At 56.0% G+C, this 24,610-nt stretch carries 17 protein-coding genes; 3 read left to right on the top strand and 14 right to left on the bottom strand.

What is annotated here, in order from left to right; genetic code table 11:
• Positions 1-22: 22 nt before the first annotated feature.
• The 6 genes from Q1A74_RS06440 to Q1A74_RS06465 form a co-directional block, all read right to left on the bottom strand.
• Complete coding sequence (locus Q1A74_RS06440) at positions 23-472, bottom strand: MaoC family dehydratase (RefSeq protein WP_299593869.1); 450 nt, start codon at positions 470-472, stop codon at positions 23-25.
• Positions 473-548: 76 nt separating this feature from the next.
• Entirely contained in the window at positions 549-1,343 is a 795-nt protein-coding gene (locus tag Q1A74_RS06445; protein WP_299593751.1) for an SDR family NAD(P)-dependent oxidoreductase, read from the bottom strand.
• 2 nt (positions 1,344-1,345) lie between these two features.
• A complete protein-coding gene (locus Q1A74_RS06450) occupies positions 1,346-2,122 on the bottom strand; it encodes an SDR family oxidoreductase (RefSeq protein WP_299593754.1) in 777 nt (258 codons plus the stop codon).
• Positions 2,123-2,184: 62 nt separating this feature from the next.
• Positions 2,185-3,234: a phosphotransferase gene (locus tag Q1A74_RS06455; RefSeq protein ID WP_299593757.1), complete on the bottom strand. Its 1,050-nt coding sequence runs from the start codon at positions 3,232-3,234 to the stop codon at positions 2,185-2,187.
• Positions 3,235-4,458 carry an acyl-CoA dehydrogenase family protein gene (locus Q1A74_RS06460; protein WP_299593871.1) on the bottom strand — a complete coding sequence of 408 codons (1,224 nt, stop codon included), beginning with the start codon at positions 4,456-4,458 and terminating at the stop codon, positions 3,235-3,237. It abuts the gene before it with no gap.
• Between the two features lie 35 nt (positions 4,459-4,493).
• Positions 4,494-5,165, bottom strand: coding sequence for a histidine phosphatase family protein (locus Q1A74_RS06465; protein ID WP_299593760.1), 672 nt, complete (start codon positions 5,163-5,165; stop codon positions 4,494-4,496).
• Positions 5,166-5,370: 205 nt separating this feature from the next.
• Here Q1A74_RS06465 and Q1A74_RS06470 point away from each other — a divergent pair, with 205 nt between their 5' ends.
• The 3 genes from Q1A74_RS06470 (at position 5,371) to Q1A74_RS06480 (ending at position 13,727) form a co-directional block, all read left to right on the top strand.
• Positions 5,371-6,267 (top strand): LysR family transcriptional regulator, encoded by an 897-nt coding sequence (locus Q1A74_RS06470; protein WP_299593763.1) that lies wholly within the window; start codon positions 5,371-5,373, stop codon positions 6,265-6,267.
• Between the two features lie 242 nt (positions 6,268-6,509).
• The gene (locus Q1A74_RS06475) at positions 6,510-8,540 is read left to right on the top strand and encodes an NADPH-dependent 2,4-dienoyl-CoA reductase (protein ID WP_299593873.1); all 2,031 of its coding nucleotides are present in this window, start codon (positions 6,510-6,512) and stop codon (positions 8,538-8,540) included.
• Positions 8,541-8,888: 348 nt separating this feature from the next.
• The gene (locus Q1A74_RS06480; protein ID WP_299593766.1) at positions 8,889-13,727 is read left to right on the top strand and encodes a CapA family protein; all 4,839 of its coding nucleotides are present in this window, start codon (positions 8,889-8,891) and stop codon (positions 13,725-13,727) included.
• Between the two features lie 49 nt (positions 13,728-13,776).
• On the opposite strand, the gene Q1A74_RS06485 is transcribed toward Q1A74_RS06480, so the two are convergent.
• The 8 genes from Q1A74_RS06485 to Q1A74_RS06520 form a co-directional block, all read right to left on the bottom strand.
• The gene (locus Q1A74_RS06485; RefSeq protein ID WP_299593769.1) at positions 13,777-14,472 is read right to left on the bottom strand and encodes a TIGR02466 family protein; all 696 of its coding nucleotides are present in this window, start codon (positions 14,470-14,472) and stop codon (positions 13,777-13,779) included.
• 41 nt (positions 14,473-14,513) lie between these two features.
• Entirely contained in the window at positions 14,514-16,571 is a 2,058-nt protein-coding gene (locus tag Q1A74_RS06490; protein ID WP_299593772.1) for an acylphosphatase, read from the bottom strand.
• Positions 16,571-17,521 carry a transglutaminase family protein gene (locus tag Q1A74_RS06495; RefSeq protein WP_299593775.1) on the bottom strand — a complete coding sequence of 317 codons (951 nt, stop codon included), beginning with the start codon at positions 17,519-17,521 and terminating at the stop codon, positions 16,571-16,573. The genes Q1A74_RS06490 and Q1A74_RS06495 overlap by 1 nt, the downstream gene beginning before the upstream one ends.
• Before the next feature lie 21 nt (positions 17,522-17,542).
• Complete coding sequence (locus tag Q1A74_RS06500; protein ID WP_299593778.1) at positions 17,543-18,835, bottom strand: HlyD family efflux transporter periplasmic adaptor subunit; 1,293 nt, start codon at positions 18,833-18,835, stop codon at positions 17,543-17,545.
• Positions 18,835-21,057, bottom strand: a complete 2,223-nt coding sequence (locus tag Q1A74_RS06505) for a type I secretion system permease/ATPase (protein ID WP_299593780.1) — start codon at positions 21,055-21,057, stop codon at positions 18,835-18,837. Before Q1A74_RS06505 ends, Q1A74_RS06500 begins: the two co-directional genes overlap by 1 nt.
• The gene (locus Q1A74_RS06510; RefSeq protein WP_299593783.1) at positions 21,054-22,538 is read right to left on the bottom strand and encodes a TolC family outer membrane protein; all 1,485 of its coding nucleotides are present in this window, start codon (positions 22,536-22,538) and stop codon (positions 21,054-21,056) included. Before Q1A74_RS06510 ends, Q1A74_RS06505 begins: the two co-directional genes overlap by 4 nt.
• Before the next feature lie 161 nt (positions 22,539-22,699).
• Positions 22,700-23,977: a hypothetical protein gene (locus Q1A74_RS06515; protein WP_299593786.1), complete on the bottom strand. Its 1,278-nt coding sequence runs from the start codon at positions 23,975-23,977 to the stop codon at positions 22,700-22,702.
• 125 nt (positions 23,978-24,102) lie between these two features.
• Positions 24,103-24,610, bottom strand: a 508-nt coding sequence (locus Q1A74_RS06520; RefSeq protein ID WP_299593789.1) for a hypothetical protein, incomplete at its 5' end; no start/stop codon positions are given.

Here is a 24,610-nt window from a genome sequence, read left to right on the forward strand (position 1 = left end):
TTCTTGATGTCTTAAAAAAGGATTAAACAAACTGCATGACCAGCCACTCCGCAATCAGCGCCGGCTTTTCCTGGCCTTCAATCTCTACTGTGACTTCGAGTTTGAGCTGAAACTGTCCCGGCTTTTTCTCCTGAACATCCAGCACCGTTGCGCGGGCACGCACGCGTTGATCGACTCGAACGGGGTTGATGAAGCGAACTTTATCCAGGCCGTAGTTCACGCCCATCTTTACGTCTTCCATCACCACTTCCAGCTGCTCGGCAAAATACGAGAGCATGGAAAGCGACAGGAAACCGTGGGCAATCGTGCTGCCGAATGGCGACTTTGCTGCGGCTTCCGGATCCACATGAATAAACTGATGGTCCAGGGTGCAATCGGCAAACGCATTGATACGATCCTGGTCAATCTGAAACCAGTCGGTGGCCTGGGTCTCTGTGCCGATGGCACGGGCATAATCCTTGGGGGAAATAATGGTTGGCACGGGAGCTCCTTCTCTATAAGGAAAAAATCAGGTGGCTGAAATTACGAATAAACCATTGGGTCGATATTCAGTAAGCGGAAACACCGCCATCCACCGCCAGCGTCTGTCCGGTAACGTAGGTCAGGGCTGGCGAGCACAACATCAACATGGCACTGACCACCTCTTCCGGTTTACCCAGGCGTTTCATCGGGCAGCCGGAAGCGAAAATCGCATGCACTTGCTCTACTGTGGCACCATCGGGAGTCTGCATATCGGTAATCATGGGGGTCAGGGTGTAAAACGGGCAGATGGCATTGACGCGTACATTGTGGCGGGCGTACTCGACCGCGGCAGTGCGGGTGAGGCCGACAACCGAGTGTTTGGCGCTGGAATACGGCGCAGCCTTGGGAGCACCGCCGATACCTGCCATGGAGCTGACGTTCAGGATGACGCCGCTACCCTGGGCGCGCATAACCTTCAGCTGATGTTTCATACCAAAGAACACGCCCTTCACATTAACCCGGTACTGGAGATCAAAAGTCTCTTCATCCACTTCCTCAAGATACTGCAGAGGCGGGGCGATACCGGCGTTGTTGATGGCGATATCCAGGCCGCCAAAATTCTCCCGCGCCAGTGCCACCATGGCAGCGCAGTCGGTCTCGGAAGCAACGTCACAAGCAACCGCCTGGACTTCTACGTCGAGGGCGGTGAGCTTGTCCACCACCGGGCTCAGCCCTTCTTCATTGATGTCGCCCAACACCAGGCGCGCGCCGCGGCGGCCCAACTCTTCGGCAATCATGGCCCCAAAGCCACTGGCGGCACCGGTAATGAGGGCAACCTTGCCGGTAAAGTCCAGCATTGGATCTCGTAGCGACTGGTCCATGATCACAGGCCCCCACAAGAAGTCAGGCCACCGTCGACCACCACACATTCGCCATTGGTGTAGCTGCCGGCATCAGACACCAGGTACAACACAGTACCCGCCATTTCTTCCGGCTCTGCATGGCGGTGCATGGGAATATGGCTGACCGCGGTATTGTAGATTTCCTCGTGGCTGAACAGGGCACCGGCGAATTTGGTTTTCGTCAGCCCCGGGAGCAGGGCATTCACGCGGATATTGAACTGAGCGCACTCCTTGGCGAAGGCCTTGGTCATATTCACCACCGCGGCTTTTGTGATGGAGTAAATGCCCTGCCCCACGCCGGGCTGCAGTGCGTTGATAGACGCGGTGTTGACGATGCAACCACCACCGTTTTCCCGCATCAGTTTTCCCGCTTCTACTGACATGAAGAAATAGCCGCGAATATTAACCGCAACCGTTTTTTCGAAGGCGCCCAGATCCGTGTCAAGAATGTGCCCGAAGTAGGGATTGGTCGCGGCGTTGTTCACCAGGATATCCAACTTTCCGAACTGATTTCGGATGTGGCTGAACACCTGTTCGATATCTTCCATATTGCCAATATGACAAGGCAACGCCTCGGCCTTGCCGCCGGCTGCATTGATGGCATCGGCCACTGCCTGACAGCCTTCCACCTTGCGGCTGGAGACGAGTACATGCGCCCCCTGCTCTGCCAGTAGTTTGGCAATGGCCTCGCCAATGCCGCGGCTAGCGCCGGTTACCAGCGCGATCTTTCCAGTCAGGTCAAAAAGATTGGTCGCCATAGAAATTCTCCCAACGGTTTTTGTTTGTTTTGCTTCTTTTCAGCTTAATGAACTGCAAATTCTCAGCTTTCGGTTTTGATCACATCCAACGCCATCATTGCCAGCGGCTCGACCAATCCACCGAGTTTTGCCGCGTTCTTGCTGGACGCGTTGCCATCGTGTGCGCGCTTGGCAACACCCTGAATAATGGCCGCGAGGCGAAAAAAACTGAACGCAAGATAGAAGGCCCAGTTATCGATGCGCCCTATCCCCATGCGCTCGCAATAGCGGGCCACATATTCCTGTTCAGAGGGAATACCCAGTTGCTTGCGATCTTTATTCATGAGGCCAGAGATATTGCCACTGTCGTCCGGCATACGCAGCTGCATACACTGGTAGGCGAGATCGGCAAACGGGTGCCCGAGGGTGGAAAGCTCCCAGTCCAGCACGGCAACAGCGCGGGATTCGGTGGGATGGAACATGATGTTGTCGAGGCGGTAATCCCCGTGCACCAGGGACACTCTGCCATCGTCTTGCGGAAGGTGTTCCCCCAGCCACTGAATCAGTTGATCCATAGCGGGAATGTTTTGCAGCTCCGATGCCTGGTACTGCCCCTGCCAGCGACCGAACTGACGCTCAAAATAATTGCCTGGGCGGCCATAGTCGGCGAGCCCGGCCGCTTCAACATCCACACGGTGCAGTGCCGCCAGTACCCGGTTCATTTCTTCGTAAAACGCACCGCGCTGAGTATTGTCCAGCTCTGGTAACGCGGCATCCCAGAAAATGCGCCCCTCGCAATACTCCATGACATAAAACATGGAGCCGAGCAGGTTCCGGTCTTCACACAGGTGCAGCACTCTTGGCACCGGCACGTCGCTATCGGCCAGAGCGCGCAGAACGCGGAATTCCCGATCTACCGCATGAGCAGATTTCAGTAGTTTTCCCGGAGGCTGCCGGCGCAGTACATAGGTGCCCGCTTCAGTCTCAACCTTGAAGGTAGGATTTGACTGGCCACCAGAAAATTTGCTCGCCCGGACAGGGCCGTCAAACCCCGGCACCTTGTCGCGCAAATAGGCCGCCAGCGCTTGTGTATCCAGTTGCTCCACACCAGAGGGGCTTTTCACTGCAGACATTCAATCCTCCCCTTCAGCGATCGCTGCGTAGGCCGCCGCCAGATTACGGCCCAGCTGCATCATATGTACCTGATCCGGGCCATCCGCCAGACGGATGGTACGCGCGTAGCCGTAGGCACGAGCCAGATGGAGGTCATCGCTGAGACCAGCGGCGCCGTGAATCTGAATGGCTCTGTCGATCACTTTGCACGCCATCTGCGGCGCGACGATTTTGATCATGGCGATCAGGTCCCGAGCGGATTTGTTACCGTAGCGGTCCATCTGGTCCGCAGCCTTGAGGGTCAACAGGCGCGCCTGTTCGATTTCACACGCGGATTTGGCAATGTCTTCACGCACGGAACCCTGTTTGATCATAGGGCGGCCAAACACTACACGGTTTTCTGCCCGTACCGACATCATTTCCAGCGCGCGCTGGGCCTGGCCGATGAGACGCATACAGTGGTGGATACGGCCCGGGCCGAGGCGACCCTGAGCAATCTCAAAACCACGGCCCTCGCCAAGAATCAGGTTTTCTTTCGGTACCCGCACATTATCAAAAATGATTTCCGCATGGCCCTCCGGTGCATCGTCGTAACCGAATACGGTCATGGGGCGGATTACTTTCACTCCCGGGGTATTCATGGGAACAAGGATCTGGGACTGTTGACGATAGCGGTCTTCGCTATCCGGCGCGGTCTTGCCCATGACAATCATAATTTCGCAGCGCTTGTTCATGGCGCCGCTGATATAGAATTTGTGCCCGTTGATGACATAGTCGTCGCCATCGCGCACGATTGCCGTTTCGATATTGGTGGCATCACTGGAAGCGACTTTCGGCTCCGTCATCGCAAACGCGGAGCGGATCTCCCCTTGCAGCAGCGGTTTCAACCAGCGTTCTTTTTGCTCGGAAGAACCGTACCGGGTAAGTACTTCCATATTGCCGGTGTCCGGCGCGCTACAGTTGAATACCTCGGAGGAAAAACCCACACGCCCCATCTCTTCTGCCAGCGGTGCATACTCGAGATTCGTGAGGCCCGCACCCCAGGTAGTGTCCGGTAGAAACAGATTCCAAAGGCCCGCATCTTTCGCCTTGCGCTTCAGCGCTTCCATGACCGGCGGCTCGCCCCAGCGGTCCTGTTCCAGCTGTTCGTAATAAGTTTGCTCGGCAGGCAGTACGTCCTCTGCCATAAACTGTTTCAGGCGGGTAAGCAGTTCCTGCACTTTTGGGGAGTATTCAAAATTCATCGCTGCCTTCTCTTGTTCTTTGTTGGTTTCACTGATCAGCTGTAGGTAATGCATTCGCGGCGTGCGCGATTATCCAGGTGCGGTACATGGTTAAAGCTGTGCAGGGTCACGCCACTGCGTCCGGCATAAAATTGACTGACCGCGGTGTTTTTAATCTGCATGTTCAACTGGGTCACGCTGTGGGACGGTGCTCCCAGAATTTGCCGAACCATCATGGCGATGGCGCCACCGGAGCTGACCACCAGGGTTCTTCCGCCTTTCGCACCGGCTGCCAATACGCCAAGCACCTCTTCAATGCGCCGCTCGAACTCTTGCCAGCTCTCCGACCCTTCGATTTCACCACTGGACCAGGCGTGCATAGCCAGTTTCAGGAAACGGTAATAGTCAGCGCGCTCGGCACCGGATGCAGGCCTGGCCGTGGGTTCTTTTTCCCCGTAGGCCTGCATCACTTTCTTGAAGTCGAACTCGTTCAGATGCGGCAGCTCTTCTACCCGGTGCTTGTCCAGCCCGAGCCCCTGGCAAATTCCCAACGCAGTTTCCCGATGGCGCTGCAAATCGCCACTGACGATATGGTCAAACACTTGGCCATCCTCTCCCCAGTGTTCACCAAGCCAGCGAGCCTGCTGCCAGCCAAGCTGCGAGAGCTGGTCGTAATTATCACTCCCGAAGGACGCCTGGCCGTGGCGCACAACAAAGATTTCCGGCACTGCCTGTCTCCCGGTGGTTGGCACAGTAAACGATGGTTTACGGCTTTCGAATTACGTCCCGGGTTATTCAATCCCCGGGGCTAACGGGGGATAAAGCTAACGATTCCGCGTGGATCATCAAAGTTTATTATGTAAATATTCAACCATTCACAGGCGTGATACCGGAAGATTGGAGCCTGTTATCTGAGCCCACCAGGGGAGAACAGTGACCGTGCAGTTGCAACAGATCGATATGAACCTCTTTCCGGTGCTGGATGCCATCTACAATACGCGCAACCTGACCCGTGCGGCAGAGCGCTTGCACATCACGCAACCGGCGGTGAGCAACGCGCTGGCACGGATGCGCCGGGCTCTCGATGATCAGCTATTTATCCGCACGCCAAACGGGATGAGCCCTACCCCGCTGACCGAGAGCATCATGCCGAAGGTACAGCAGGCGCTGGCGCTGCTGGGCAGCAGTGTGGCGGAGCACCATCGATTTGAGCCGGCCAGTGCGCAGCGGACGCTGCGGGTGTCGATGAACGATATGGCGGAGACGCTGGTGCTACCGCGCTTGCTGGAACACTTGCAGCAGGTGGCACCGGGGATCAGCGTGGAGTCGTTTTATGTGCCCCGGGAGCAGTTGGTAAAGGAGCTGGCAGCGAACAGCCTGGATTTTGCGCTGGATATTCCAATGGTGTCGGCGACCCAGCTGAATCAGCAGCGGTTGGTCGCGGACCGCTACCAGTGCATGGTGCGCCCGGATCATCCGCTGGCGGGGGCGTCGAGCCTGACGCTGGAGCAGTACCTGGCACTGGAGCATATTCATGTGTCGAGCCGCCGCAGTGGGCCGGGGATTGCGGATATTGCGTTGAACAAGTTGGGGCGACGGCGCAAGGTCAAGTTACGGGTGCAACATTACCGCGTGGCGCCGCTGGTGGTGCTGAAAACCGACCTGGCGCTGACGGTACCGGTGAGTCTGGCCCAGCAGTACCCGGCGAGGCGTTTCGAACTACCCTTCCAGATCCCTCAGATGGATTGGCACCTGCTATGGCACCGCAGTCAGGATGAGGAAGCGGCGCACCGGTGGTTGCGGGAGCAGGTGATCGAGCTTTTTGGATAGACCCGTGTCTGCCAGTTTCGAAGGGGCACTATGGCGGCGCCAGTAACAGGTAGCAGTACCTTCTCACCCACCTTCCTCTCACGGAAGCCAGAAATTTCGGTCGAAATGGTCACTGCCGGCTCTGCTGGGCAGTTGCTATCCTTGAGCCCAAGATATGCAACTTTTTGCATATACCTCTCAATAGAGCAAACATTATCAGGCCCGTCGGCATACAAGAGTCGGACAGAAAGAGAATGACCACCATGACAAACGCCTACCCCACCCTCCTCGCCCCTCTGGATCTGGGTTTTACGACCCTCAAGAACCGCGTACTAATGGGTTCCATGCACACCAATCTGGAAGAGCATCCGGGCGGCTTCGACCGTCTTGCGGCCTTTTACGCGGAGCGTGCCCGGGGTGGGGTTGGCCTGATCGTGACCGGCGGTATTGCGCCGAACGAGGAAGGCGGGGTATTTCAGGGGTCGTCGAAGATGACCACGGCGGACGAGGCGGTGGAGCACCGGACGATTACCGAGGCGGTGCACAGGGAAGGCGGCAAGATCTGTATGCAGATTCTGCATGCGGGCCGCTATGCCTATAACCCGAATCTGGTGGCGCCGTCAGCAATTCAGGCGCCGATCAATCCGTTCCCCCCGAAAGCATTGAGCGATGCGGAAGTCGAGCAACAGATCGACGATTACGTACGCTGCGCAATCTTGTCGAAAGAGGCGGGTTACGACGGCGTGGAGGTGATGGGTTCCGAGGGGTACTTTATCAATCAGTTTATTGTTACCCGCACCAACCACCGCGACGACCGCTGGGGCGGTAGTTTTGAAAACCGCACCCGTCTACCCATTGAGATCGTACGGCGCATTCGCGAGGCGGTTGGGGAAGACTTCATTATCATCTACCGCCTGTCGATGCTGGACCTGGTGGAAGGTGGCAGTGATTTTGACGAGGTGGTGGCCCTCGGTCAGGCCATTGAAAAGGCCGGTGCTTCAATTATCAATACCGGTATCGGCTGGCACGAGGCGCGAGTACCGACCATTGCCACCAGTGTGCCGCGCGCGGCCTTTGCGGATATTACCGCAAAAGTGAAGCAGCACCTGAGCGTGCCGGTGATCACCAGTAACCGCATCAATATGCCGCAAGTAGGCGAGGACGTACTCGCAGCAGGCAAGGCAGATATGGTGTCCATGGCGCGGCCGTTCCTGGCGGATGCGGAGTTCGTCAACAAGGCGTCGGAAAACCGGGCGGATGAGATCAATACGTGCATTGGCTGTAATCAGGCCTGTCTGGACCACACCTTTGAGCTCAAACTTACTTCCTGCCTGGTGAACCCCCGTGCCTGTCACGAGACGGAATTGAATTACCTGCCGGTAGATATTGCCAAAAAAATCGCCGTGGTTGGCGCCGGCCCTGCGGGGCTGGCTGCAGCGACCGTTGCCGCGGAGCGCGGTCATCAGGTGACCCTGTTTGAGGCAGACGGCAAGGTGGGCGGCCAGTTTAATATCGCCAAGCAGATTCCGGGCAAAGCGGAGTTTGAAGAGACCCTGCGTTACTTCACACGCAAACTGGAAATCACCGGTGTCGAGGTACGCCTGAACACGCGGGCAACGGAAGAAAACCTTGCCGGCTTTGACGAGGTACTGATTGCCACCGGCATCGCGCCACGCAAGCCGCCGATTGATGGCATCGATCACCCCAAAGTCCTCAGCTATCTGGACGTGTTGAAAGCGAAAAAACCGGTGGGTAAATCCGTGGCGATTATCGGCGCCGGCGGTATCGGTTTCGATGTCGCGGAATACCTGACCCACAGTGAAGACCACGCGAATGAATTGATCGCGAGTAACAAACAAGAATTCTTCGACGAATGGGGAGTGGATATCCAGCTGGAACACCGCGCTGGCCTCAAGCCCGCCCAACCGGTGACCAGCCCACGCCAGATCTTCCTGCTGCAGCGCAAAACCTCCAAAGTTGGTGCCGGCCTCGGCAAGACCACCGGCTGGATTCACCGTACCAGCCTCAAGCATCGTCAGGTGCAGAACCTGGCGGGCGTGACCTACGAAAAAATCGACGATCAAGGCCTGCATATTCGCCTTGGGGATGAGCAGAAGGTTCTTGAGGTAGACAACGTGATTGTCTGTGCCGGCCAGGAGCCTCTGCGCGCCCTGCACGACCAGCTGCAAGCCCGGGGACAATCCAGCCACCTGATTGGCGGCGCCTTTGAGGCGGCCGAGCTGGATGCCAAACGCGCCATTGATCAGGGCTCTCGCCTGGCGGCGGAGCTCTAGAGGCGCGTTAGTCTCAATACCAGTATCACTGTCCAAACTGGAGTTTCGGGCGCCTGAATCAGGGCGTCCGAAACTCCCAGTAGCTCCCCAGTAGCTCCCCAGTAGCTCCCCAGTAGCTCCCCATTCGCTCCCCAGAAACTCCCAAGCACCCGCTCCGGAAAATCTCCCGCCGAATTCCTCTCCATCCCGGCAAATTCCCGTCGCAGAACTATACTTCGGGATACGGATTGATCTGCCAGGGATGCGCAAGAATCCACTCTACCTGGCGCCACAAGTCGCCATCGATGTGCCGAAATCGTCGCTGTCCCTGCTCGTCACAATAACGACAGACAGGAAAGCCCAAGCGTCATGGCCACCTCAAATACTTTTTCCAATTTACTGTTGCGCGCACGCCCGGCGGTAGAACGGGAACTACAGAATCTCAGCCCCTTTTACACCCAACCCTACACTTTGTTTTTTTCCGTCAGCGACGGCAAGCAGCGCGCGCGGGTATGCCATGGCCGTGGCAAGGACCTCAATGCACTCTGGTTGAAGCTCGCCGGCCAGGCTCGGAAACTCCTCACCTCGGCAAAAATGGAAGGGCGCTGGCTGCGCATCGACTGGGTGACCGAGGCCGAGCACATGGACTGGCGCACCCTGCAGCAGAAACTCAAAAATACCAAGCGGGGCTATTTCCGCTACGGCCTGGCGCTGGACAGCGAATGGAAGGTGGCCTTTCTGGAGCAGGAGCTGAATGGCAACGCCATGCTCTACGGCGGCAACAAGATCGGCCATGTCACGGTCAATCACAGTAAGTTCCGTGCTTATACCGATCACCGCTTTGGCAAAAAAACACCGCTCGATTTTGACGACGAAACCCCGGTCACACGACTGCACACCGAGGGAATTTTTCTCGACAGCAAAACGGAACCGCAATCACTGTACGGCCCTGGTCGCAGCGCCGGGCGGCGCAAAATCGACGAGCTAGATGAAGCAACCAGCCACCACCTGATCGATACCAGCAGCCGCTACCTCGCCTCCCAGGTATTGAAAAACGGCCGCTTTGAGTACGGCTGGCACTGCTGCTTCGATCGCGCCATTGGCACCTACAACACACTGCGCCACGCCAGCTCCACCTACGCCATGACCGAAGGCTGGGAAGTGACAGGGGACGCACAGACCGGGCGCGCCATCGAGCGTGCTCTCACCCACCTTACGGAAAAACTAATCAAGAAAGCCCGCCTGCCCAGCGGCGAACAAGCCGCCTTTCTGGTGGAGGCCAACGGTGAAATCAAGCTGGGGGGCAATGCGGTATGCCTGCTCGCCCTGGTGAAATACATCGAGCTATCCGACAGTGAAGAAACACACAAAAAGTACTCGGCGTTACTCGAGCAACTGGCCCTGGGCATCCAGTTTATGCAGGACCAAACGAGCGGAAAGTTCGTACATGTACTGAATTATCCGGACCTCACCCTGAAAGAAGAATTCCGCATTATCTATTATGACGGCGAAGCCGCCTTCGGCCTGATGCGCCTGTATGGGCTTACCAAAGACGAGCGCTGGTTGAATATCGTCGAGAAGGCGTTTGAGTACTTCCTTGCCAATAATCACTGGCAGGCCAATGACCACTGGCTGAGCTACTGCGTCAATGAGCTCACCCTGTACCGGCCGGAAGCTCGCTATTACCAGTTTGGCATTCAAAATGTAGTTGGCCACCTGGATTTCATCATCGAGCGCATCACCACCTTCCCCACTCTGCTGGAACTGATGATGGCCGCCGAGCGTATGGTCACCCGACTGCGCCAGGACAAAGAATTTTCTCACCTACTCAAGCAAATCGATTTACACAAATTCTATCGTGCACTCCATACCCGGGCCATGTACCTGTTAAATGGCTACTTCTGGCCCGAATACGCTATGTATTTCCAGAACCCCGGTAAAATTACCGGTAGCTTTTTTATCCGTCACCACGCTTTCCGTGTGCGCATTGACGATGTGGAGCACTACCTGTCGGGCTTTGTAGCATTTCGAAAATATCTCCTCCAAGGAGGCTGCCCGCGGGAGTTCTCCAACCAGCAACCGCTGCCAACACTTCCAGCACCTGCGCACAGCCCCCTACCAACCCTCGCCTGGGGGGGCGATGTCAATCTGTCCCGGCGTCAGCACTACCGCAGCGAAAAACTGGGCAACAGAGAAGTACTGGGAAGAATACCCGCGCTCAGTAACGCAGACCTGAGCCTGATCAACCTGGAATGCGTGGTCGCCACCACCGGCGAGCAAGGTGTCGACAAGGGCGAGCGATCCCCCTACTACTATCGCGCGCGCCCGGAAATGCTGAATTTGCTATGCAGTGCAGGCATCGATGCCGTCACCACCGCCAACAACCATAGTGGTGACTACGGCGATCAGGCACTGCTGGAACAGGGATTCTGGTTGGACGGTGTAGGAATCGGCCATACTGGAACCGGTGCGAATCTGGATGCGGCACTCAAACCGATTATTCGCCCGGTGGGTGACCTCAATGTGGCCATTTTTTCCCTGGATGCCACCCAGAAAAGCTTCGCCGCCGGAGCCCGGCAGCCCGGCTGCGCCCACCTCCCGTTAAGGGATCCTGAAGCGTGGTACCAGCTACTGCAACCCCGCATCGCCGCCGCCCGCCGCCGAGCGCATCTGGTAATGGTCGCAGTGCACTGGGGCGCGAACCTGGAAGCGAAACCGGGCGCGGCAGAAATCGCCGTAGGCCACCGTCTTATTGATGCGGGTGCGGATGCCATCCTCGGCACCAGTGCCCATGTCCTCCAGGGTGTCGAGATCTATCAGGGACGCCCGATCATCCACGATGCTGGAGATCTGCTATTTGACTCGGTGCGTCGAACGCTGAAAGACAGCGGTATATTCCAACTGTCTCTCAGCCAGCGTGGCGTAGAAAGCCTGCGCTTTTTCCCGGTGGGTTCCGGCTTCGGCTTCAGCCGTCAGCTCACCGGCACCAGTGCCCACGAGGCGACTCGACGCTTTGCCGGACTATGCGCCGAACTGGATACGGACCTTCAACATTTGCAAGACAGTAGCGGCCTCATCCCACTGCATCCGCCAGAGCGCCAACACCGCACTCTTCCACCCGCAGCCGGCACAATCCTGAAACCAGAGATACTGGATCAACTGCAACGACCCCTGCACCCGAACTGGACGGTAAACGAAACACCGGAAGATGCCCGAATCACCCCAATCGTGTTTGGCCCATTAAAGCTACTCGGCATTCGCTACAGTCCCCATGGAATCGAACAGCGGCAATTACTGTTTGTTGAAACCTTCTGGACACTCGCTGCCGAAGAGACAGACTCAGAATCAAAACCGCCGGCTGAAAACCTGCGCCTGGATATCCGCGCGGTCCCCGTCCGTGAAACCGACATGCCCCACTGGGGAAAGTCTATGGACCACGACCCTTGTGATTGGCAGCTGCCCACCAGCCGCTGGCAGCCTGGCCTTATCTACCGCGACTATTACGGGCTGCGACCACCAGAGAGCAAACAACTGCGCAACGTGGATCTGCGCCTGGAGATTGGGCTCATCGGCCCGAAAACACAGATTCCTCCGCGCCCGGTGATCGACAGTATCATTCCGGTGCGCATCCCCGGCCTGATGGAAAACCCAAATACCATCGACGGGCGCAACCCACCGATATACCGCAGCGAATTTCCGGCATGCACCTATGCGGAAACTCCCGGCCAAACCTGGGATGCCCGGCAACTGGCAGAAATTACCGGCGGACGATGGTTGGTGGAACCGCCTCCCGGCTGGTTTGTCCGCAGTGTGGTATCCGGGCAGAGTTTTATTGCGCAGTCACTGGATCCAGCCATGTTTGTCGCCCACAAAAGTAGCGACCGTGCATATCATGAACGCAGCTCCCAGAGTAAATACACCAAGTGGGACCTGCACGACAAACTACCAGATATCGCCCAGGCGGCCGGCCGCTTACTGGGCGGCGTGATTGTTGCCCGGCCGGTGCCGGGACTACCGGAAACCCTACCCGTATTGCAGGTAAAGGATCCTATTCAGGCTATTGTTGAACTGGGGCTGGCCGCACGCCACCGGTATCGCGGAGAGGTGATCGCTATCACCGGTACCGCGGGTAAATCCTCCACGCTGAAAATGCTCGGTGCAATGCTCGGCGGCAAGGAGAAAGCCCTTACCAGTCTGGGTAACTATAACTCCCGCGTTGGCGCGCCAAGTATGCTGGCCAGTCTGAGTAGTGATCACCAGGCTGCAGTCATCGAAGTTGCCCAGAGTGCTTTGTGGATGCGCCAGGGTCCGATTACCCAGCGCATTCAACCCACTATCGCCATCATCACCAGTATCGGCGTGTCCCAGACTACCAGCCGCGTAAAGACCACCATGGATACAGCACTGTGGAAGTCCCGCATATTTGACGGGCTCATCGGCCGCGCCGTAGCCATTGTCGGCGAGCACCTGCTGCACTTTGACTACCTACTGGAGAAAGCCAGGAAACATGCCAAGCGCGTGATTGTATTTGGTACCAGCGAACAGGCTGACGTACGAATACTGGATATTGATGGTGATAGCCGGGGTAGTCACGTGACGGTGCAATTTGGCAACATCTCGCGCGTGTTTTCACTCCCTGTCCCGAGCCTTGGCATGGTACACAATGCGGTTGCCGCACTGTGCGCGGTCTATGCGACAGGCCGCCCCCTCGACGATGCCATACAGGCACTGCAATGTTTTTCGCTGGACGAAGGACACCTGAACCAGGTTCCACTGCCTCTGCCAAATGGCAACGCCCAATTGATTGACGACAGTTGGAATGCCACGGTCAGCTCCATGGTGAATGCCTTTTCCGTACTCGCCCAGACACCAGTCGCCAGCGGCGGCCGTAAAATAGCCGCACTGGGGCGGATCGTACAGCTGGGCGACCAGGCCCCAGCGCTGCATCGCAGCCTCGCCGAGCCACTATTAGACAGTGGTGTGGAGTGGGTGGTAACCCATGGTGACGAAATGCAATACCTGCGGGAAGCGCTGCCCGAAAAACTTCTGGGCCCGCATTTTTCCACGGCACAGGAGATGGCCCGCTATTTTGTGGAGCAGTTACGCGGAAATGATCTGGTGCTCATCAAGGGATCACGGCGGGATTCGGATTTTGGTCACCTGCCGAAACTGCTAACCGCCATGGCATCGCGGGGAGAAACGGCCTGACAAGCCGTTCTCCTGAGCCCGGCGCTACTACAATCAGTACGCGTCTAATTCAAGAGGAAGACAGGCTGGCTTCCCCAACGGGTACAGAGACGGCTTCCTGTAGTGGCCGCATGGTACCCGAGCGGCGGCGCACTGTCTGGGTTTCCAGTTTTACATTGAAAGCAATGCAGATACGCAGGGAATCATCCTCCACCGGATTCACGTAGTGCAATAACCAGTGGGGGAAGATCACCAGGCGGCCAGGGCGTGGTACTACTCGTACGCGGCTACCAAAACTGCTGCTGGGTAACTCCGCCTGCAGGCACAACATACGCGGATCAAGAAACTCGATATTGCCACTGCTAATACTCTTTTCTTTCACCAAGTCTGATTTCACATAGTAAACGCCGGACCAGGTGCAGGACTCGTGGTTGTGAATTTTTCGATAGCTGTCCGCACGGGAGACATTCGCCCAGGCATGGGCCAGCATATCGCCCACTCTCGGCTCATACTTTTGCTTGGTCGCTTTTAGGGTAATTTCTTTTACCCCTTTCACCACCCATTTTTTTAGGGTAGAAATTTCTTCATGCGGCCATTCAAAAAAATCTTTCTGAGAATCCCAGCTTCCGATATTCGAGCGTTTCATCCCTGGGGTACGGGATTCCATATCGAGAATGATCTCCGCCAGACGATCATTCACCCCGTTGGCCGCTTCCATATCCCGAACCAGAATGGGTGTGCTGAATGCGGTTTTTATGGTATCCATATCTTCACCTGACCTTCCCTGTATGGACAATTCAATCCAAATCACCCAATAACGGAAAACTGCAGTTTTCCGGTACAGGGTTGCTCCTGTCGCACAATCGATTCGACTTTTGCGGATTCCCCTCCTCGCAAGCACAACGCATAAAGCGCTTCAATGGACACTGGCGTTCCTTCCAAAACCGCCTCGACCACTTCTTCGCCGTTTTCCGGGAGGTTTCTCACCCAGCCATTTACACCGTGCAGCACCGATGAAAGCTTGATCCAACCGCGAAAGTCTGCGCCTTGTACATCCCCGTGAATCACAAACCGTTCACAGATTTTCGGCACAGAATTTCCCGAAATACCGGGCAGTGAAGCCTGCACAAGCGCAGCAGAAACATCGCGACCTATCCCCTGATCCGGGAAGTGGTGCCACGAAAGGTTGGGGTTACACACCGCATCTTTCACTTTCCATGGCTGATAATTCAGATCACTGCTGATATCCACAGCTAATAAATCAATACCCACCACCGGCGGATCGAATATCGCGGTAAGTGTTTGATCCAGAATCGGCATCACACTGGGATGTACAAGATCACCCACTTCTATTCGTTTGGTCTCCTGCCCTCGTGTGACAGGTCGAATCAATAAAGCGGAGGTGAGTTTCCCACCGACAATTAAAAGACGAAACCTATTAAGCCGCTGATCCTCCCCAATGGGATACAACGAATTGACAGGCAGTATAGCGGCCATCCATTCGCGATTCCGGGTAACCTTTCGGCTGACCATACGGACACCTTCCGGCATACCACTGTGGAAGAGACATTCTTCACCAGCGCCCGTGAGCCGAAAAACACTATCGGAAATATGCTCTACATCAACATTGAGCCCATATGCCGCCTGCTTGATCAGCATCATCTGGCGCTGTTCACGCTCGCCGAAGAACCGCTCAAACTCGTGATATCGATACGGGCCAGCAAGGGAAACTGAAACCCCGGAATGTACACTCGAATAACCCGTACCCTCCGGGGAAAAGACATGGGAAATCAGTGCTTTGGGGACATCAATGCTTCGACCAAAACTCGGAAATACCGAATCGCAAATCCCTGGGTTGGAATTGACCTCGATGACATAACCTCTGGGCATACCATCTTTCCAGAGTTCAGGTGACACATAAATAAGATCCACGCCAACCTGCACCAAACCTGGAAAACAGAGCGCTGCTCGCTCCGCTATTTCAAGTATTTCAGCACCAAGTTCATCAAAAACCTGTACCGTTTCCCCTCCCGCAGAAGCATTCGCCACGCTGGTCAGTTGTATATTTTCACCTTTTGCAGGGACATGGTCTAGGGAAAGGCCAGAGCGCTCAAGCAAATCAAATCGCTTTATCGGATCCAACCTCAAGCTTGGATTACACCGCCGTATGACATTTTTTCGCTCCACCAGCTCCCGAATACTCAGCTCACCGTCACCCACGACATGTGCAGGAACACGCACGTATGCCGCCTGCGCTTTACCTGCGATGACAATTACACGAATGTCCTCCCCAAAAATATTCTGCTCTACGATGACATTTTTACTCTCCTCACGGGCAAATTTCCAGGCACTCGCAAAATCTTGTTCTGTGTCGATTCCGCTGGAAACACCGTACCCCGACGAGCCATCTGCAGGCTTTACCGTGACTGCGACAGCGGCCTGCCTGAAAAAATGTAACGCACGCTGGTAGTCTTCAAATACGTGCCCGGACGGAACCGGAACCCCCCTTTCTGCCATCATGCGCTTGGCGACATGCTTCTGGCGGGCACAGTAGGTATATACCGCAGAATTGGCGGGGGAGTTTTGGCGAAACACAACCCGGCGCTGTTTATCAGACACTTCAAATATCAGCCGTCGATGATAACGAACTTCCAGACCATGGAGCGCAGCCGCGTTACACAACAATTGAATACCGACGTCATCTCGGCTGTTCAGAAGAGGAGAGGATGAATAATCATTTTCTCCACACCGTTGAATAATTTGTTCGACCGGCAATAAAAACTGCATACGACTATTTTCGCCCGCTGCATTTCCGGTCGTTTCAGGGATTCTTTGAAACGTGGTATCAGGCGTGGAATTCTGCATCAGATTTCTCCCTGCGCATCCAGAATACGCCAGTGCATGTCCACCTCGACCTCGCCAGAACGTTTACTCACGCCCCGAGGAAAAAGGTTCGACCAAACCCACACGGAGTTCCGGTTCAGGACGATCTTACTTCGCTCGCCCACACCAAACCCGTATCCAAAACTGGGGTCGAGGGCGAGATTGGCATCCACTGGGATCCATTGGCCATTCAAGTAAACCTCTGCGGCATGGTGGTTTGGCTGGCTGAACTCCCGGTTTTCGGTAAACAAAAACTCTGACGTCATACGGGCGGGATATCCCATCGCCCTGGCAATAGCCACAAACAACGCCGCATATTCGGTGCAATCGCCCTGACGGGCTGACACCGCATAGAGTGCACCCCGGGTGGACTGACGCCGGTACTGAATCATCTGCTGTGGGGTCAGAAACGCTGCTCGTAATTTTGATTCCGAGGTGGAGTAGCTGCGTTCGATATGGCGCGCCAAACGCACAATCTCAGGCGAATCGGATTCAATATATTTGGCAGGCTGGAGGTAGATTTTTTCTGGCGGTTGTGGCTTTGTGTGTTTCCCCGGACCCTGATCTGAATGATCAATGCGGTAACTGCTCACCCTAACATCGAAATACACCTTCTTTGTGGACTTGCTTTTTGCGGGAATATCCCACGCCAATTCCACATAATCACCAGCATCGTGCTTAAATGATTTCCTCTCGAAATGTGTCACCTGGTCATGGCGAATGCGTTCAAGACTCTGTTGCATATGCCCCTCAACAGGTACCGCCACCCGGTGGATATACCCTTCGATCGGGAGATCCGTACCGTTCTCGATAGTAATTTCGGCAACCAGAGTCAACGCGCTTCCTGATCCGGAAGATTGCGCGGACAGGTGAGTGGACGCGAACAGCGTCAAAGGTAGTAATAGAAGCAGTGTAATGAATTTCCAGAGCATACCAATACCCGTTATTCGCGCTCAACGCTCCCGGAGTGCTTCACCGGCCTGATTGAAAGGTTTTACCAGATAATCAAATACCGTTTTTGATCCAGTGCGAACGTCCACGGTAGCAACCATACCCGGAACAATCGGGAATTCCTGCCCGGCGCGATTGATCAGCGCATCTTCATCCGTCAGGATCAAAACGTGATAAAAATACTCACCGGGCCTGGTTTCATCCTGGATCGTATCTGGTGATATGATTGTGACTTTTCCATCCAGGCCACCGTACACCGAATAATCGTACGCAGTAATCTTTACTTTCGCTTCCTGACCTGGGTGGATAAAGGCAATATCACGCGGTGATATTTTTGCTTCAATCAAGAGGCGATCGTCCAGTGGCACTATCTCCATCAATCGGCCGTTTGGAGGAAGCACACCACCGATGGTGGTGACCTCAATATCTTTGACAATACCGCGTACGGGTGATTTCAGAGTAAGCCGGGTGAGGGAGTCCGCACGCCCTTCGATGACTGACCGCAACGCTTCGACTTCCGCGTTTACCGCCGCCATTTCTTCCCGCGCCCGAACCATGTATTCGGAGCGCACGTCTTTGATCTTCAAGTCGAGCTCGGATTTCTGGCGGCTAAGACGCAGTACTTCTACGTTACTGGCGGCACCGGAGCTGACCAGAGAGCGGGTAATGGAAAGTTCCCGCTGCACCAATTCTCTCGACTCTTCCAGACTACTGAGTGAATCCCCCAGGCCTTTCTGGCGTGTCTGATAGAGCTTGCGCTCTTTGGCTACAAGATCGTCAAATTTTTTCAGTTCTTCCGGGAAATCGAGGTCAGTCCCGTTAACCTCCGCAGTCAGGCGGGCGGCGCTGGCCAGCGCCGCTCGGTAGCGCGCCTCACTCTCCTGCACATTAGATCGAATTTTGGTCGGGTCCAGCTGAGCCAGTACCTGACCGCGCTCGACAATATCCCCTTCGGCGACGTTCAACCGTGCAAGTATCCCGCCCTCCAAAGACTGGATGAACTGAGCGCGAGAAGTGGGGATTACTTTGCCAGCGCCCTTGGACACCTCATCCACCCTGGCAAAATAGGACCAGGTAACAAAACACACCAATAGCAAGAAAAAAACCCAGATCACCCGATTAGACTTTGACAGCTGTGTGTCATCCGAGTCTTCGCTGTAGTGGGCACCGGCGTTGTGGAAGTCAGCTTCAAGAATCGCCACATTGGCGGCTACCGCCGGGGTTTGCTCTTTTCGACTGATAGCCGATTCGCGAATCGCCAACAGGTTTTCCGATGATTCATTTGGTTTATCCATCAGCTTACCCGCTCATCTTCGCTAGCCCTGTGCTGCTTGGGTGCTGCCTGGCCTTGCGCGCCGGTACTGACCTTCGCCAGCTTTTGTAACGCGATAGCCTTGGGTTCATCCAGGATCAGGCGGCCGTTTTCGACCACAAGAATTCGATCTGCCAGTTGCAGGGTACTGCTGCGGTGGGTGGCAATAATCAGGGTACGCCCGGCGACCCACCGCTCTAGCTTGGCGATAAAACGTTTTTCAGTCAGGTCATCCAGGGAAGCGGTCGGCTCGTCCAGCAAGATGATCTGCGGATTTCGGATAAGCAGCCTCGCCAACAATAATGATTGCCGTTGACCACCGGACAACCCCAAGCCGCCCTCAAGCACCAGATGATCCAGACCTTTGGGCAACTTGCGCACAAACTCCAGAGCACCGGACATATCCAGAGCAGCAATAATTTCCCGGTCCGTGGCACCGGGTGCGCCAAGGGTGACATTTTCCCGCAGGGTTCCGTGAAACAGGCTGGAATTCTGAGTAAGCAGACCGATATCCCGGCGGGTATCTGCCGGATCGATATGTTCGAGGCTTACCCCGTCGAGGGTAATTTCACCAGCGCTTGCCTCCATCAACCCCGACAGTGCCTGTAGCAAGGTGGATTTGCCGGCGCCATTGCGGCCAAGCACGGCAATTTTTTCTCCGGCCTCAATACGCAGTGATTCGACCTGTAACGCCGGCACACCCTCGTCACTGCCGTACTTGAACTCTGCCTGCCGTAGCTGGTAGTTGCCACTGATAGACGACAGATGCACCCGGCGGCTGCCCTCCGGGTGATCTACCGGAAGTTGCATAATCTGATCCAAACCTTTAAGAGCGTATTTGGCCTGCTGCCAACGGCTCAACACCTGAGTAATCTGGGACATGGGCGCCATCATTCGCGACCCGAGAATGGAAGCCGCCACCAGTGAACCCGTCGTCATATCCCCGGCCATCACCATGGGCGCCCCGAACAGAACAATCAACGCGAAGACGGATGACTGCACATTGTGGGTCCAGGTCACCAGTCGTCCGATCAACCCCCGCAGCCGCAAATTCGACTCCGCGGTGACGGCGTTATAGTGATTCCACTGCTGTTGAAATCGCTGCTCTGCCTGCAATGCTTTGATGTCTTCCATCCCCTGCACTGTTTCTACCAGCATGGCATTGCGCAGGGAGGATTCTCGGATGGATTCGCCAGCCAATCGCGCAAGCTTGCGCTGGGCCAGCAACCCGGGAATGATCAGTGCAGCAAGCGCACCGAGAGGCACCAGGGCCAAAGGCCCGGCGATGTACCACATGAAGGACAGGAAAAGGAAAAAGAAAGGCAGGTCTGCCATCGCGAGGATTGTGGTCGAGGTCACCATTTCCCTGACCCGGTCCAGTTCCCGGATCTGGGAAATAAATGCGCCGGTGGACTTTGGTCGCGCGCTATTACGAAGACGTACCGCGTGACCGTACACCAGATCCGACACCCGAATATCTGCTCGCTTGCCGAGTAAATCCGTTACCCGTACGCGATTTACGCGCATCACAAAGTCAAACAGTACCGCAATCATGACACCGCTAAACAGTACATACAGTGTCGGTGTGGACTCCGCGGGGATCACCCGATCGTAAACCTGTTTTGCAAACAGGATGCCAGCAAGTGCGAGAATGTTTGCCACGGTAGTGGCAATCATTACGTGCCCATAAGGTTTCAGATCCCGCAGTATGATGGACCGGAACCAATGTTTTTGCTGCGGTTTGACGTAATCGTCAACCCGTGCATCGGCAACATTCTGTGCAGGACGCAACACCACGACGGATGCAATCTGTTGAATCAGTGCAGGGGCTTTAACTTGTGACGCGACACCCCCGTCGCCGCTAAATGATACCGAGAGCAGACCTTTTCCGTTGGACGTTTCAACAACACCAATTTGCCCATCGCGCAGTTGAACTGTCAACGGCAAACGCCAGGGGCTCAACATACTTGCGTCAAATTTACAAAACTTCGCTACCAGTCCTGCTTGCCGAGCCATACTGCGCACTACGTTTTCGACCGGTTCGCTGGTTCCCCAGTGAGAAGCGATGCGTACGTTTTCTTCAGAAAATTCCAGCCGATAGAATTTTGCGACCGCTACGATGGCTCTGACCCAAGGCACATAATCCGTTTCCGAACCCTGTGAATTACCATCTGCCTGTGACGGATGTTGTGACTCATTTATCATGGCAACACTTCCACACCTTGTATCGCACGGCCTTGTAAATCAAACGCATTGCGGATTTCCCCGACGGTATACAAGCAATCCACCTGAAGACTGTAGAGGTCGTACTGGGTGTTACTTTTTTCGATACGTGCCTGCTGTACCTCTTCTTCCGAATTCAGAAGCTCCACCAGAGTGCGAGTACCCAAAGCAGAGTACTGTTTGCGATACAGGTCGCGGGTTTCCTCGATTGCCTGTAACCGCGCATCGAGAATATTCAGACTGCGCTCCAGCCCAACACTCTGGCTCTGTGCGATACGTAGATCCCGGGCCACCGCCAGCCGCGCTGTGTCTTTCGCCGCTTCCGCGGAGCGCATCGCGAAGCTGGCGGCATCACGGTTCGCGTATATCCGTCCACCCTGATAAATCGGCATAGAGAGGTTTAGGAAGATGGCGCTTTCGTGGTCGTTCAACGCATTGGTATCGACATATTCCTGGTCGAGATAACTGTTGACACTGCCATCCAGTGATAATGTCGGCCAGGACTGGGCGCGCGCTTCTTTCAGTTGTGCCACGGCTTCCGCCCGCTGCGCCTCCGCCACAAGAACCGCGGGCGCGGTGTTGGCCTGCATCGGATCCACCATGCAGCCATTCATCACAGACTGCGGTACACCACTGGTCAGCAAAACCTGCTGTTCCACACCCATCAGGTTTTGTAAAACACTGCGCCAACGATTCAGCTGCGCCATAGTCTGCTGTCGATTGGCGCGGGCGGACTCAATTCGGGCCTGGGCTTGCAGCACATCAGACCGAGAACTAGCGCCCCGCTGATTGCGCATGGTAACCAGTCGCGAAATGGCAGACACACCTTCTACCTGTGCGTCCGCCGAATCCACCAGCGCCTGATAGCGCAACACTTCGATCGCAGCCTGCGCCGTTTCTCGTGCCACTGTGTCAATCTGCTGCAATACCCGCGCCTGCGAGGCCCGCGCGCTGGCGGTTGCAGCATCCACGCTTCCGGATATTTTTCCGAAATCGTAAATTACCTGCGACACGTACAGCTGCACCGCATGACCATCACCATCGCCATCATCTTCCGTGTCGTAGCCCCCCACTACACCGAGACTGACCTGGGGAAAATATCCGGCACGAGCGGAGCGAATGTTTTGCTGCTGGCTATACAACTCACCAACAGATTGCCCGACAGCCGGGTGCCACCCTACCGCTTGCTGTACCGCATCGGTCACACCAATCTGCACACTGGCACCGTTGGCAGAAATACCGGGATTCAAGGGTTGTGCGGAATTAAATGGGCTAGCGGACACTTCGCTTTGCAACTGGCTGGGGCTGATGACTTCCGATTGGATATCACTGGCACTATCAGCAGACGATAACGCAGACACCGTTGCCAGGCATACGGCCATCGAACGGAAGGAAAATTGGGATAGGCGGGCATTATGACGCCAAGCCTTCCTTAGCTTGAGGTTCTCGTATCGCAGGCTCACTGTTATTCACTTTTTTGCGCCGCATCTGGATCAAATCCAGTCGATCCTTTGCGGGTATTTATGTCTATTGCCGCACAAAGTTTAGTCCAATAAAAAAGCACCGGGTTTTTAGCCCGGTGCTTGTGGCGCCCAAAGAAACAGGGCAAGTTCAGTGAAAAGCGCTACAGATCGTGATTTCCGTTTTGAGACCAGAGATCTCGCATCGGGTCATCCATATCTGGCGGCAATACCTCTGGACCGCTGTCACCCTGACGGAGGAACTCACCCAGAGCTTCCCCAAGATTGTCGCTCATTCCCAGCCCGGGCAAGCTGTCGCTTTCCAGGTAGTCGCTGAGCAGATCCTCCAGCGTCGGAGGCTGTGCACTGTCTCCGCTATGGGGTGAGTGCGAGCAACCGCAGTCATCATCAATGTCGATATCTACATTGAGCTCCGACAACTCGATCACCTCCTCCAAGGCATCTTTTACAGCCTGCTCGATTGCAGCCTCAAGATACGCTTCGAACACGGAGTCATCGGGGTGCAGTTCACTGTCGATATCCAGCTCTTCTGCCATGGTAGATGTCATATTTGACTCGACCATCGACATCTCACTGTCTTCACAGAGTTCCGCAATGTCGATCGTTTCGACACCTGGACCTCCGACGTTACCCGACATATTGACCGGCCAACCTGCAGTAGTCACTTCATTGCCATCCGGATCGAAGTGGCTGTTGCTCGCTTTGATGATGTAGGGGTCTCCCGGACCATCGGTGTCCACTGGTGACCCGTACTCAGCTTCGATGCAGTCGTACAGCGTCTCGGGATAAGCGGGATCCTTGATCTCGGCAAATTCACCCTCGAAGTTTTCCACTTTCACGACCCTGCCGTCTTCCAGCCGGAAGGCCACATAGGATATGGCGTGGTCCAGATCACGGTCCGAGTCCGAATCAGAGTCTGCATCGGCATCGGCATCGGCGTCGGCATCTGCATCTGCATCGGCATCGGCGTCGGCATCGGCGTCAGCGTCGGCGTCGGCATCGGCGTCTGCATCGGCATCGGCATCGGCATCGGCATCGGCATCGGCATCTGCATCGGCGTCGGCGTCGGCGTCTGCATCGGCGTCAGCATCGGCGTCGGCGTCTGCATCGGCATCGGCATCGGCGTCGGCGTCTGCATCGGCATCGGCGTCGGCGTCGGCGTCGGCATCGGCGTCTGCATCGGCATCGGCATCGGCATCGGCGTCTGCATCGGCGTCTGCATCTGCATCTGCATCTGCATCGGCATCTGCATCGGCATCGGCGTCTGCATCGGCGTCTGCGTCGGCGTCTGCGTCGGCATCCGAGTCCGCGTCGGCATCACACTCGATATCGATATCTACGTCGATATCAATGTCAATCTCGCAGTCACCATCTTTATGACTTCCGGATTTATCAATATCAACATCGATATCGATGTCCACTTCATACCCGTGGAGATCAAACACATAGTTGAAGTTGTAATCCGCATCCGAGTCGGCATCTGCGTCCGCGTCTGAATCAGCATCCGCGTCACATTCGCAATCAATATCGATGTCAATGTCGATATTTACATCGCAATCGGCATCGGCGTCGGCATCAGCGTCGGCATCGGCATCAGCGTCGGCATCGGCATCGGCATCGGCATCGGCATCGGCATCAGCGTCGGCATCGGCATCAGCGTCGGCATCGGCATCGGCATCAGCGTCGGCGTCGGCGTCGGCGTCGGCATCAGCATCAGCGTCGGCGTCGGCGTCAGCGTCGGCGTCGGCGTCGGCGTCGGCGTCAGCGTCGGCATCAGCATCAGCGTCAGCGTCGGCGTCGGCGTCGGCGTCGGCGTCGGCATCAGCATCGGCATCAGCATCGGCGTCGGCATCAGCATCAGCATCGGCATCGGCATCGGCATCAGCGTCGGCATCGGCATCGGCATCGGCATCGGCATCAGCATCGGCATCAGCATCGGCATCAGCATCGGCATCAGCATCGGCATCGGCATCGGCATCGGCGTCGGCGTCGGCGTCGGCGTCGGCGTCGGCGTCGGCGTCGGCGTCGGCGTCGGCGTCGGCGTCGGCGTCGGC

The organism is uncultured Microbulbifer sp. (assembly GCF_947504145.1).
GTDB lineage: Bacteria > Pseudomonadota > Gammaproteobacteria > Pseudomonadales > Cellvibrionaceae > Microbulbifer.

Coding starts and splice junctions, on each gene's coding strand:
- Q1A74_RS06445 (WP_299593751.1), bottom strand. CDS start 1,343: ATGGACCAGTCGCTACGAGATCCAATGCTGGACTTTACCGGCAAGGTT.
- Q1A74_RS06450 (WP_299593754.1), bottom strand. CDS start 2,122: ATGGCGACCAATCTTTTTGACCTGACTGGAAAGATCGCGCTGGTAACC.
- Q1A74_RS06455 (WP_299593757.1), bottom strand. CDS start 3,234: ATGTCTGCAGTGAAAAGCCCCTCTGGTGTGGAGCAACTGGATACACAA.
- Q1A74_RS06460 (WP_299593871.1), bottom strand. CDS start 4,458: ATGAATTTTGAATACTCCCCAAAAGTGCAGGAACTGCTTACCCGCCTG.
- Q1A74_RS06475 (WP_299593873.1), top strand. CDS start 6,510: ATGACAAACGCCTACCCCACCCTCCTCGCCCCTCTGGATCTGGGTTTT.
- Q1A74_RS06480 (WP_299593766.1), top strand. CDS start 8,889: ATGGCCACCTCAAATACTTTTTCCAATTTACTGTTGCGCGCACGCCCG.
- Q1A74_RS06485 (WP_299593769.1), bottom strand. CDS start 14,472: ATGGATACCATAAAAACCGCATTCAGCACACCCATTCTGGTTCGGGAT.
- Q1A74_RS06490 (WP_299593772.1), bottom strand. CDS start 16,571: ATGCAGAATTCCACGCCTGATACCACGTTTCAAAGAATCCCTGAAACG.
- Q1A74_RS06495 (WP_299593775.1), bottom strand. CDS start 17,521: ATGCTCTGGAAATTCATTACACTGCTTCTATTACTACCTTTGACGCTG.
- Q1A74_RS06500 (WP_299593778.1), bottom strand. CDS start 18,835: ATGGATAAACCAAATGAATCATCGGAAAACCTGTTGGCGATTCGCGAA.
- Q1A74_RS06505 (WP_299593780.1), bottom strand. CDS start 21,057: ATGATAAATGAGTCACAACATCCGTCACAGGCAGATGGTAATTCACAG.